Here is a 12034-nt window from a genome sequence, read left to right as displayed (position 1 = left end):
AGTAGTTAATAGCGATGAAAATAGTTTTGATAGCTAAATGTGCTGTTTACTTCCAATAAAACATAGATTAAGTACTACTTACAAGGTTTTTCAAACAAACACAAAGATGATTTTGTTTTGCTAATTTTTATACTATAGCTCAAGACATGAGTTAGCTTAATGCCATGAAAGCCAGTATATGCAGTATCAATAGCACAAGAAACAGACAAAAAATTTGTCGGATAGGAACTGTTTTTATATGATGCTGTATACTAGCCCATTTGACTGATCTCTAAAACATTCTCTTAATGATGTTTAGCTTTCTTGTTTCAAGCAAATATATCCTTGACTCAATCTTCTCCTTAAAGTTTTAAAGAACAAATGTATTACTTCATATTTTACATTACAGAAAATCATTATTTTGGTGTTTGTTTGGCAAAACATTTATCTGCATGAGTATGTTATCACGTTTCAAATGAGTTCTTATGTTGAAAATTTTTAAGCTAATATGTCAATCTTATTATACTTATATTATTGTACTAAATAATACTCAATAGACAAGATAAATAATTTATTTGCAAGCATAACTCTAAAAAAATCCTTATTTTATGCGTTTTTGGCTATATATAAGAAAATAGTAATTTTTTGCTTATGTATATAGAATCACTTTAATTATTTAAATAACTAGAAACAATGTCATTAAAATTACTTGCTTCTAAGAGAAATTGTTAATCCCTTTTTAGTAATACCATCAAAAATATTTAAACAATACGCGTAATAGCTGGATCTCAAAATTAATACAATTTGTTCCTCTTTTATCACTCTTGTGCTGTAAAACATACTGAATAATGCTTTACCAGTTTGCATCTCATCTTGGTAGTTAATCTTCCGTACCTGTGGATTAGACAAAAAGAGCCATTCAAAATCTTGGTAAGTTTGAATGCAGATTTAAAATTTTCCCAAACTCATAAAAGAGGATTGTATATATGACAATTAATATGAATAGTTTGATATTGACAGCGACACAAATATTAGTAAATTAAATACCTGTTTGTTCTGGCTACACCTGACTGAATACATTACCAAGTAGAGTATTAAGCTTAAGTAAGGCAGTACATCAATAAGATAAAGGGATGATATACTTGATTGACGATAGAAGAAATGATTGCAATTGTGTGTTACGTGGGCCATTGCCTGCTGAGTGACTAAATACCATAGAAAAACGACAACTTTAGCTACTCTATCTGTAATTTCAAGCTATATCCATACCTTGATTACTCTAAACTTATATAGCAAAGTTATACCTGGATATTTACCAAATCTTTATAAATCATGGATAATCAATTCTATCAATCTTCAAGTTCTGATCGAAATCAGAACTTCATGCCGCAGGCATTTAGTAATAATTTTCCGCCTTTTCCTCTATCTGAAACTCAAGGGGATGATTGGAACTTACGAGATTTTTTAGGTATTGTCAGGCGACGGGCATTAGTCATAGCTACAGTAGCAGCTGTTGTGATGGTAGCTACAGTATACTCATCCCTAAAGCAAAAACCTGTGTATGAAAGCAGTTTTCGGCTATTAGTCGAGCCTCTCAATAATGAAAACAAGCTGCCAGAACTTGCTTCTAGCCAAGGTTCTAGTCCATCCAACCCTAGTTTGGATTATGAGAGCCAAATACAGGTTCTCAAGAGTCCGGAACTGATGACAAATATTGTGAGAAGATTACAAATAGATTATCCAGACATTAATTATAATTATTTAGTAAATTCTCTGACTATTACTCGTCTCGGTGAAACAAAAATTATAGAAGTTCGCTATCAGAGTGACGACCCAAGTAGGGTAAAAAATATACTAGACCAAATTGCTAAGGCGTACTTAAAATATAGCTTGGAACAGCGGCAAACTAGTTTGCGCCAGGGTCTAAAGTTTGTCCGAGAACAACTGCAAATAATGCAGAGGCGGGTTGATCAGCTACAAAAAGAACAGCAGACATTTCGGCAAAAATACGATTTTGTTGATCCAGAAACACAGGCACAGCAAATAACTGATCAGGCTAATAATTTATCTCAACAAAGACAAGTCATTGACCAGCAATTGGCAGTAGCTCGCAATAATTTAGCCAGCTTGCAGGGAAAAGAAGGAGAACTAGCAGCATTAAAAGATGCTGATTTGTATCAAGAATTACTTAGTAAGTTGCGTGAATTAGACGTCCAAATAGCTGCTGAGACAACTCGTTTACAGGACGAAAACCCTACTGTCCAAAATTTAAAAGAAAAACGGGAAAGCCTATTGCCATTGCTAACTCAAGAAGCACAGCGTTTTATGGATACAAAACTGGCTGAGGCGACAACACAAGTTCAAGCCTTAGAGGTGCAGAGTCAAGAACTTGCCAAGGTTGAGCAACAACTCGAACAAAAGCGCAAGCAATTGCCTGTTTTAACGAGACAATATACTGAATTACAACGGAACTTACAGGTTGCAACTGAAAGTTTGAATCGTTTTCTCAACACTCGCGAAACTTTAGAAATTCAGGTAGCACAAGCTGAATTACCTTGGGAATTAATTCAAGCGCCTACTCAGCCAGAAAATCCTGCGTCAGTAGATATCAAACGTAGTTTAATATCGGGATTGTTGGGTGGTTTGGTATTAGGAATTGGTCTAGCTTTGCTACTAGAGAAACTCGATAGTACTTATCATAGTGCTTATGTTCTCAAGCAAAAGATTAAAGAGCCTTTGCTAGGATCTATACCTTTTGAGAAGCATCTACAAATAAATCAACAGCATACTTCTATACCAAGAATTTTGGCAAAGGCAATACCAGATTCCTTACCAGGGGATATCTCTGAACCCAGGGCGATCGCTCATCAAGATAGTAGTAGCTACAGCACAGAGTTTTTGGAAGCTTTGCGGGTACTACATACAAATATTCAACTACTCAGTAGCGATCGCCCAATTAGATCTATAGTTATTACTTCAGCTGTTGCAGGAGATGGTAAATCTACAGTTGCATTCCACTTGGCTGAGATCGCCTGTGCAATGGAGCAACGAGTTTTACTTGTAGATGCTAATCTACGCCAACCTGTCATTCACGAGCTAGCAAATTTAAGTAACTTCTGGGGTTTAAGTAATTTAATTACCACAAACTTGCCGGTTACAGAAGCAATTCGGCAAGCACCATTTATGAAGCAACTTTCTATACTGACTTCTGGACCAATACCGCCTGATCCAACAAAGCTGCTCTCGTCAGAAAAGATGAAGCGATTGATGGAAGACTTCCAAAATAGCTATGACTTAGTGATTTATGATGCTCCACCTTTACTTGGATTAGCTGATGCTAGTTTATTGGCACCCCATACAGATGGTATTTTGTTAGTAGTGAGGATGGAAAAAACAGACTCTTCAGTACTGAAGCGAGCATTGGATAGTCTGAAAACGTCCCGCATGAACGTTTTGGGTGTCGTTAGCAACGATCATAAGCAAAACTCAGCTTATTAAACTATCAGCTACCTGCGGTATTCATCACCGCAGTCCCCAATTAGGTGATACAAATCTTGTGACTTGTTAGATATGACATCTATATTATGTATATCTTCAGCATCAAGGCAGAACGTAAACACCTTGGCGTTATCTGCTATGTGTTCTGATACCCCAAGCTTAGCACCAACAATTACACCACCCACAGCAGGCTTGTCTAATATATAGCGTACTGCGACATTAGCAATACTGACTTGATGCTTGTCAGCAATTTGCTTGATGGTTGAAAGTAATTCTTGGAACAAATTCCAACCACCCCAGGCATCGATCATGTTTTTGTATTTTCTCAGACTAGCAGTAGAAAGTTGAAAAACCCCAGGTTCTGGTTGTCCCAGATATTTTTCTGATAACAAGCCGCCGCAGACTGTACCGTAAGTAAAAAGTTTTATGTCATGCTCTTGACAAAAGCGCATCATATTAATTTCTGGTCTACGGTCAACTACAGAAAATTGCACTTGGTTAGAAACGATTTTGATCCCTGCATCGACAATAATTTGCAGGTGTTCCGTATCAAAGTTAGTTAAAGCCAGATGTTTGATTTTGCCCTCAGTTTGTAATTCTGCCATGTACTTAAGGGCTTCAAGGTAATTTGGGTCTCGATATTCCCACCAGTGAAATTGCATCAAGTCTAGCGAAGTAACATCCATTCTTCTGAGGGAAATATTAATGTTTTCCTCGACAATTTTTCTGGTCATTTTTCCAGGACGAGGAACCCATTTAGTAAAAGCTTGGATGTGAGATAAAGCCTCTTGACCACGAGTTGTAATTAACTGACGTCGAAACTCGCCGATAAAATCTTCTGCTGGGCCGTAGTGATCAGCTAGATCCCAAGTAGTAAAGCCTGCATCCATATACTTAAACATACTTTGGATAGCAGCCGTTGGGTTAATACGTCCATGGGCGCCAGATACTTGCCACATCCCGTTGAGGATGCGACAGATATTTAAGTCAGGAGTAAATTGCAGACGACTTGATGCGGGTAGAGTCATGGGATTTTGGATTGGTTCTAAAGATCAATGATATTGTTGGTGAATTCGTGAGGGGTTTTATTCACCCAGGAGGTTTAATTTTGAGGCTTCCTGCGAGGAATTATTGGTCATTTCTAACTCTTTTTAACGCCAGCCTTTTTCAGCCTGCTGTAAAACATAGGCGGCTACATCTTGTATTTCTTGCTCACTTAAACGGTCTTTGTAGGCTGACATATTATTTTTGCCATTGGCAACTATAGAAGCGATCGCTTCTGTTGAATCCATACTATATTTTTTTAGTGCTTTGAGCTTTAGGTTTTTACCTCGCCGGACAATATTACTACCATTGAGATGGCAACCAGCGCAATGAACATCAAAGATTTTTGCGCCATTAGTTGTATCTGCGGCTAAGGCTGGTTGATAAAAGCTAATTATCAATAGTGTAAATATCAACAGTGTCAATTTTAGAGCTGTTTTCTCACACATATAATACTACTTTGGTTGGTGATTTTCTATCCTTAGGAAGTACTGCTTTAAAATATCTTACGCCACAATCATAGTGTGACATAGTGAGCCTACAAAATTCTATCCAAATTAGTTAAATCTCAAATTATCTAGAAAATGCCTAACAATATCAAAGAACAAATTAGAACAGACCTCCAACAAGCCAAAGAAACCGGGCAGTTGAGAGCAGAGCGAATTCGTGAAATTGTCAAAGCGGCTGTCTCTCAAGTAGTTTCTGAATTCCAAGAAGGATCTACTGAGCTTCGTTCTATAGTCAGAGATGCGGTTTCAGTTGTAGTTGAAAACTTACAAACAAAAGGCAGCGAGTTCAAAGAAAATGTGACAGCTTCAATTGAAGGAGCGCTAGAGGCTGTAAATACTAAAAGACATGAGTCGATTGCTAAAACTCAAGCCCAAGTGAAACAACTACAATCTCAATTAGATGAGGAAGAAAATAAAATACAGCAAGAAGTTGATGGCATTTTAGCAGAGATACAAGATAGTAATAATGTCAATTCCCCAGAGACTAAAACTGCTATTGACTCTGCTATAGATGCGATCAAAAACAGTGATGAATTAGCTTTGTTGAGAAGAAGATATGCTCAACTGCAAGCACAGTTAGCTATTGTCAAAGCTAATTTAGCCGCACGCTATGGTGGACGTTCTGAAGAAGTAAAAAGCTACCTAGATGATGCAAAAAACTGGTTCCAGCAAGCTCGTCCCCAAGCAGAAGAAGCAGTTGCTCAAGTGCAACAAAAACATGCTCAGTTAGAAGCAAAGATTGGCGAAGCAGGTACTTCACTAGCTAAAAAAGAGCGTCAAATCAGACTAATACTCAGAGATTTATTGTTATCTGCTGCTGATTGGTTAAAAGAAAAGGAACCAGCTGATAAAGTCGGTAAATAACAATTATAATTCGCCAGACCAGACGTAGTATTGCTACGTCTGGTCAATGATTTGGCATCGAACTACAAAAATGTATGCACATATAATTCATGACCAAATTCAGCAACGCCCATCCTATTTTTTTGTGTGACAAGATATAGCAATTTTATATGATTTATGAGAACTGCAAATTCCAGCTCTCCGACTTCTTAAAGAAATCGCGGATCTTGTCTCTCACAAAAAAAGCAGCGACTTTTTAGAAAACTCAGGAATATTGTTTTTTAGTAATACTAAAAATGAAGTTTTCGAGAATATAAAATAAAGCCCACCTCGGCGGGCTTTATTTATGTAGCATGGCTTGGTCAGTAAATTAGAAAGTTGGTGTCAAAACTAGGATACGGTGTTTAATCTTTCTTCGTATTTAGCGATCGCCCATACACCGTGAATAGCACCCGGAAGCCAACCGAGAAGAGTAAGGAGAATATTGATAACTAAAGTTGTACTTACTCCATATGTCAAGAAAATGCCAAGGGGAGGTAAAAAGAATCCAAGGAGATAACGAAGTAATTTCATGGTGATTAGACTGCTGTTATTTGTTTATTTTTGTTGACAATCTTCCGAAATTAACCGAATTTATGAACTCCTTCTCAGGAATTAATTTAATTCGATTTTTTGTTTTTTGACAGACGCGATCGCCTTCACATCTGTCCTAGTTGATGTTAAGAATTAGCTGGAAGGCAACTCAGCTTTGGACTTTGCTTCTTGGCTGCTTGTGATAGCCAAATTTCTCTCAGCAAAGTATCTGTTAATGAAGGTGCTACCTAAAGACAAAACAACAGGACCGAGAATAAAAGCTATCGGCCCATGTACAGAGAAACCAGGGACTAAAAATGCTGCAATAGAGAAACAGATACCGTTTACGATGAGTGAAAATGCTCCTAAAGATAAGAAGTTTAGTGGTAAAGATAAGAAAGATAGAACTGGTTTAACAGATCCATTAACTAAACCAATAGCAACCGCAGCAATTAAGGCTGCTGGAAAGTTAGCAATATTCACACCAGGAACAACTAAATCAACGATTAGTAAGCTTAAAGCTGTAACTAGGGCTGCTAACAAGTTTCCTGTCATTGTTTTCACCTAAAAATCAGAAATAGAGGTTTTTATGTTCTTTTACCATTTTCAGCTATGTATTAGTTATTAACCTCTCTAACAGGGTAGATTTTGCTTATGCCATTAGGCTGGTATCACACGACAGAATTTATGAAGTTAAAGGTTCAGAGTGGGTAATTAATTAACTTTTTCCAATAGAATAACCAGCTATTTCTTAAGATTATCTTAATATTTTTTCTGAATTGAAATGAACCTCACCCCCTACCCCTCTCCGATCTCGCGGAGAGGGGTGTCCTCTCTTGACGGGGTGAGGTTGTTTGGCTGTGAAATTTTTTCATCGCAACTACCTGATGTCTTTTTTCTTAAAAGAATAATTATGGACTTCCTAACGATTAGGCGAGACTGGAAAGTCAAGTCTGGAACTATACCACACACTGATACAAAGCGCGATCGCTATTCTTACACCTCAACAATCATGAGTTTATCGATTAGTACTAATACCGTCACAGAGGTAAGACCAAAACCTTGAAGGAGCAAGCCAGTATCGAGCAATCGTTGAGCAATTGATTCAATTGGTCAAAGGGTAGTTCTTTTTTTGTTCATTGTATCTGTCAACTAGTGGGTAAAAAGTGTTGTTGATAACAACGATTGGAATTTTAGAAACTGACAGAATGGGAGTTTATCTGGCATTGTTATTTGCAGATAGATGATTTATGGTTCTTTGCTTCGTCTTATGGTTAGGCGATTAGCTGCTTAATATTTACTTTACGAATCACCTCTTAGATACAACGGTTGCCAAATTTATGCTTTTCGTTACAAAATTTGGAGCAGCGATATTATTTTACTTACTTTGTTTCTAGGAAAAATTTATAAAAAAATTCGCTAATTCTCTGCTATAATCCACACAAAAAAATAAAGAATTAACTACAGTTTTTTAGTATTTAACTATGCCAAAAAACAGACACTTTGGCTACCAATTGACTTTTTGAAAAAAGGGAATTTTGAACAACTTTACAAAAATAATTATGAGCAAAATAAAGTCAGAAAAGCAGACTGATGATTTGTGCTCGGAGACGACTAATGGTAGCTCTCACAGAGAACGCTCAACATAAACGACTTACTATACAAACCGTCGAAATCGCTCCTAACACAACGGCGATTCGTTCGCTTGATTGGGATCGCGATCGCTTTGATATCGAATTTGGTCTCCAAAACGGTACAACTTACAATTCATATCTAATTAAGGGCGATCGCATCGCCTTGGTGGATACTTCTCACACCAAGTTTCGCCACCTGTATTTAGAGACTCTTAAGAAACTGGTTAACCCGAAAGCAATTGATTACATCATTGTCAGCCATACAGAGCCAGACCATAGTGGCTTGGTTGAAGACGTTCTCCAATTAGCACCCAGAGCCACGGTCTTAGCGTCGAAAGTTGCACTCCAGTTTCTAGAAAATTTAGTTCACGATCCCTTTTCCAAGCGGATTGTCAAGAGTGGCGATCGCGTAGACTTAGGTCAGGGACACGAAATAGAATTCGTGAGTGCGCCTAACCTGCATTGGCCGGACACGATCTTCAGCTACGATCGCAAAACTCAAATTCTGTTCACTTGTGACGCCTTTGGGATGCACTATTGCAGCGATGACACCTTTGATGTCAACCTAGAGGCAATTGAACCGGACTTTAGATTTTATTATGATTGCTTGATGGGGCCAAATGCTCGTTCGTTGCTGAATGCAATGAAAAAAATGAACGAACTAGGCAACATCAAAATTATTGCCAACGGTCATGGTCCCCTACTCTACCACCATCTAGGTATACTTAGGGAGTGCTACCAAGGTTGGAGCCAAAGACAAGCCAAGACAGAGACGATTGTTGGGATGTTTTATGTCTCTGATTATGGTTACAGCGATCGCATTGCTCAAGCGATTTCTCAAGGCGTCCAAAAAACTGGCGTTGGCGTCGAAATCATCGATTTGACAACCGCAGAGATCCAAGAAATCCAAGAATTAGCAGGTCGCTCCTCTGGGATTATAGTTGGAATGCCACCAACTGCCAACGCTGCGGCACAAGCTGCAATTAGTGCGCTTTTGGGCGTAGTCAAAGATAAACAAGTCATTGGATTTTTTGAATGTTATGGCGGTGATGATGAACCCATCGATCCCTTACGTAGAAGATTCGTTGACCTTGGCGTTAAAGAAGCCTTCCCAGCAATTCGTATTAAAGAAACTCCTTCCCCAGTCACATACCAACTGTGTGAAGAAGCAGGTACTGACTTGGGACAAATGCTAGTCCGCGAACGCAACATCAAGCAAATTAAATCCATCGACATTAATTTAGAAAAAGCACTAGGTCGGATTAGCAGCGGACTCTACATTATTACCGCCAACAAGAACGGTGTTCAAGGTGCGATGCTTGCTTCTTGGGTAGCGCAAGCTAGTTTACAACCTTTAGGATTTACAGTTTCTGTCGCCAAAGACCGAGCAATTGACTCCCTATTGCAAGTTGGCGATAAGTTTGTCCTCAACGTCCTGGAAGAAGGAAACTATCAGGAACTGAAAAAGCACTTCCTCAAACGCCTGCTTCCTGGTGCAGACAGATTTGCTGGAGTGAGAACCCAAGCAGCTAAAAACGGTTCTCCAATTCTCACAGACGCTCTGGCTTACATGGAATGCGAAGTCAAGAGCAGCATGGAATGCAGCGACCACTGGCTATTGTACTGCACCGTTACTGACGGTCGAGTTTCCAAACCCGACGGACTAACAGCAGTTCGCCATCGTAAGGTAGGCAACTATTACTAAGGGTGTGAGAAGTATGAGGGGTGTGAGGGGTATGAGAAGAAAAGGCATTATATATCTTCTTTACTCCCCCCACTCCTCACACTCCTTACACTCCTATCTCCAAAAAATCCCCTCCCCTCACGTAAATACCTATGACTAATTGCAATCCTCGTGACGTGCAGGTTTTACCAATTGCGACGAATACAACTGTGCTGCGCGCGCGCAGTTGGACACGCCTGCGGTTTGAAATTGAATATGCATTAGCTAGAGGTACAACCTCTAACTCTTACGTAATTAGTGGTGATAAAGTTGCAGTTATCGATCCACCACCAGAAACTTTCAGCTTAATTTATTTAGATGCACTCAGACAGTGTTTGAATGATTGGGAACGGTTGGATTATGTGATTATTGGTCACTTTAATCCTAACCGCGTCGCCACGCTCAAAGCACTTTTAGATTTAGTTCCCAAACTCACTTTTGTTTGTTCCCTTCCCTGTGCTGCTAATTTACGAGCAACTTTCCCCAATCGCGAACTGAAAATTATTACAATGCGGGGGAAAGAAACTCTTGATTTGGGTAAGGGTCATGTTTTGAGATTCTTTCCTATCCCTAGTCCACGTTGGCCAACAGGACTTTGTACCTACGACGAGCAAACCCAAATTCTCTACTCAAATAAGCTATTTGGAGCGCATCTTTGTGGTGATGAAGTTTTTGATGAAGACTGGGATCTACTCAAAGAAGACCAGCGCTACTATTTTGACTGTTTGATGGCTCCCCATGCAACTCACGTGCAAGCTGCTTTAGAAAAATTATCAGAATTGCAAGTGAGAATGTATGCTACTGTTCACGGGCCATTGATTCGCTACGGCTTGTTGGAACTAGCCAAAGCTTACGAAATTTGGAGCAAATCACAAACTGAGCGTGAAATTAGTGTTGCTTTGCTTTACGCCTCAGCTTATGGTAACACTGCCACTCTAGCCCAAGCCTTTGCCTTGGGACTAACTAAAGGTGGAGTTGCCGTCGAATCAATTAATTGCGAATTTGCTCAACCTGATGAAATTCGCGCTGCGATCGAAAAGTGTGATGGCTTTATTATAGGTTCTCCAACTATTGGTGGGAATGCACCTACACCCATTCATACAGCTTTGGGTATTGTTCTCGCCGTTGGTGACAACAGCAAACTGGCTGGTGTTTTTGGTTCCTACGGTTGGAGTGGTGAAGCCTTTGATTTGATTGAAGGTAAACTCAAAGATGCTGGTTACAAGTTTGGGTTTGAAACCTTAAAAGCAAGGTTTAAACCTACAGATGTCACCCTCAAAGAATGTGAAGAAATAGCGACAGATTTTGCTCAAGCCTTAAGAAGAGCGAAAAAACCACGTTTTACTCAAGCTGCTGCTACGCCTATGGAACAGGCTGTCGGTCGCATCGTTGGTTCTGTTTGTGTTGTCACAGCCAAGCAAGGTGAAGTTTCTACGGGAATGTTGGGAACTTGGGTATCACAAGCAACTTTTAATCCGCCGGGAATTACTGTGGCGATCGCTAAAGAAAGAGCCGTGGAATCCATCCTACACACAGGTGGTAAATTTGTCTTAAATATCTTGGGTGAAGAAAATTACCAAGATTATATGAAACACTTCCGCAAAAACTTTGCCCCAGGAGAAGATAGATTTAAGGACTTTTCCACAGCAGTTGCAGATAACGGTTGTGCAATCATCACCGACTCAATAGCTTATCTGGAATGTTCAGTTAATAAACGCATGGAGTGCGGCGACCATTGGGTAGTATATGCTGTTGTTGACAATGGTAAGTTATTGCAGCCCGATGGCATGACAGCTGTTCATCATCGCAAAGCTGGCAATCATTATTAATTTAGTTGTTAGTTGGTGGTGAGTCCAGCCCCCCAAAAAGGCGGTTCCCGTCACGTAGACGCACAAGCGGTGAGACAGCGCCGTCTTGGGGGTTTCCCCCATGAGCGACTGCGTTCGCCGTAGCGTCCCGGAGGGAACTACCCGAAGGGCTTCCCGTAAGGGTAGGGGGACTGGCGAACCCGAAGGGTTGGTAGTTGTTGGAATCATCAACTACTAATTTAATTTTGTGGAGACGCGAAGTTTCGCGTCTCTACTTTATGTATTAAAGTCTTAGTGTTTCAAAAAGAGATTTTTTCAAAAAGAGATTTTTTTTCACCACCAAGGCACAAAGACACTAAGCTTAATACGGTTACTGTTTACTCAACGTAAGAGTCTCAAAACTCTGGTACCTGGTGCGCTTAC

At 39.6% G+C, this 12034-nt stretch carries 9 protein-coding genes; 5 read left to right on the top strand and 4 right to left on the bottom strand.

What is annotated here, in order from left to right; translation table 11 throughout:
* Window positions 1–1311: 1311 nt before the first annotated feature.
* Window positions 1312–3477 carry a GumC family protein gene (locus NIES592_RS16845; RefSeq protein WP_073556352.1) on the top strand — a complete coding sequence of 722 codons (2166 nt, stop codon included), beginning with the start codon at window positions 1312–1314 and terminating at the stop codon, window positions 3475–3477.
* 8 nt (window positions 3478–3485) lie between these two features.
* Here the strand turns inward: NIES592_RS16845 and NIES592_RS16840 are convergent, their stop codons facing one another.
* Both NIES592_RS16840 and petJ read right to left on the bottom strand, forming a co-directional pair.
* Window positions 3486–4505, bottom strand: coding sequence for an aldo/keto reductase (locus NIES592_RS16840; RefSeq protein WP_073556351.1), 1020 nt, complete (start codon window positions 4503–4505; stop codon window positions 3486–3488).
* A 123-nt stretch (window positions 4506–4628) separates the two neighbouring features.
* A complete protein-coding gene (gene petJ / locus NIES592_RS16835; RefSeq protein ID WP_062244791.1) occupies window positions 4629–4970 on the bottom strand; it encodes a cytochrome c6 PetJ in 342 nt (113 codons plus the stop codon).
* Window positions 4971–5105: 135 nt separating this feature from the next.
* Between petJ and NIES592_RS16830 the strand changes: the two genes are divergently transcribed.
* Window positions 5106–5894: a hypothetical protein gene (locus tag NIES592_RS16830; protein ID WP_062244795.1), complete on the top strand. Its 789-nt coding sequence runs from the start codon at window positions 5106–5108 to the stop codon at window positions 5892–5894.
* 369 nt (window positions 5895–6263) lie between these two features.
* Here the strand turns inward: NIES592_RS16830 and NIES592_RS16825 are convergent, their stop codons facing one another.
* Together NIES592_RS16825 and NIES592_RS16820 are read right to left on the bottom strand one after the other, a co-directional pair.
* The gene (locus NIES592_RS16825; RefSeq protein ID WP_009458661.1) at window positions 6264–6446 is read right to left on the bottom strand and encodes a YqaE/Pmp3 family membrane protein; all 183 of its coding nucleotides are present in this window, start codon (window positions 6444–6446) and stop codon (window positions 6264–6266) included.
* A 153-nt stretch (window positions 6447–6599) separates the two neighbouring features.
* Entirely contained in the window at window positions 6600–7001 is a 402-nt protein-coding gene (locus NIES592_RS16820) for a phage holin family protein (RefSeq protein ID WP_062244798.1), read from the bottom strand.
* 358 nt (window positions 7002–7359) lie between these two features.
* On the opposite strand from NIES592_RS16820, the gene NIES592_RS25295 reads away from it, so the two are divergent.
* The 3 genes from NIES592_RS25295 to NIES592_RS16810 all read left to right on the top strand — a co-directional run bounded on the left by NIES592_RS25295 (window position 7360) and on the right by NIES592_RS16810 (window position 11632).
* Entirely contained in the window at window positions 7360–7512 is a 153-nt protein-coding gene (locus NIES592_RS25295) for a hypothetical protein (protein WP_178379569.1), read from the top strand.
* A 551-nt stretch (window positions 7513–8063) separates the two neighbouring features.
* Window positions 8064–9785 carry a diflavin flavoprotein gene (locus NIES592_RS16815; protein ID WP_073556350.1) on the top strand — a complete coding sequence of 574 codons (1722 nt, stop codon included), beginning with the start codon at window positions 8064–8066 and terminating at the stop codon, window positions 9783–9785.
* Window positions 9786–9916: 131 nt separating this feature from the next.
* Complete coding sequence (locus tag NIES592_RS16810) at window positions 9917–11632, top strand: diflavin flavoprotein (protein WP_073556349.1); 1716 nt, start codon at window positions 9917–9919, stop codon at window positions 11630–11632.
* The last annotated feature ends 402 nt before the right edge of the window (window positions 11633–12034 follow it).

This window comes from Fischerella major NIES-592, from assembly GCF_001904645.1.
In the GTDB taxonomy this organism is placed as follows: domain Bacteria; phylum Cyanobacteriota; class Cyanobacteriia; order Cyanobacteriales; family Nostocaceae; genus Fischerella; species Fischerella thermalis.
The sequence above is the reverse complement of the archived record's forward strand: the minus strand, read 5'-3'. Positions and strand labels throughout refer to the sequence as shown.

Bases quoted from the DNA above. Each gene is read 5' to 3' on its own strand.
- NIES592_RS25295 (WP_178379569.1), top strand. From the start codon at position 7,360: ATGGACTTCCTAACGATTAGGCGAGACTGGAAAGTCAAGTCTGGAACT.
- NIES592_RS16815 (WP_073556350.1), top strand. From the start codon at position 8,064: ATGGTAGCTCTCACAGAGAACGCTCAACATAAACGACTTACTATACAA.
- NIES592_RS16825 (WP_009458661.1), bottom strand. From the start codon at position 6,446: ATGAAATTACTTCGTTATCTCCTTGGATTCTTTTTACCTCCCCTTGGC.
- NIES592_RS16840 (WP_073556351.1), bottom strand. From the start codon at position 4,505: ATGACTCTACCCGCATCAAGTCGTCTGCAATTTACTCCTGACTTAAAT.
- NIES592_RS16830 (WP_062244795.1), top strand. From the start codon at position 5,106: ATGCCTAACAATATCAAAGAACAAATTAGAACAGACCTCCAACAAGCC.
- NIES592_RS16845 (WP_073556352.1), top strand. From the start codon at position 1,312: ATGGATAATCAATTCTATCAATCTTCAAGTTCTGATCGAAATCAGAAC.
- NIES592_RS16810 (WP_073556349.1), top strand. From the start codon at position 9,917: ATGACTAATTGCAATCCTCGTGACGTGCAGGTTTTACCAATTGCGACG.
- NIES592_RS16820 (WP_062244798.1), bottom strand. From the start codon at position 7,001: ATGACAGGAAACTTGTTAGCAGCCCTAGTTACAGCTTTAAGCTTACTA.
- petJ (WP_062244791.1), bottom strand. From the start codon at position 4,970: ATGTGTGAGAAAACAGCTCTAAAATTGACACTGTTGATATTTACACTA.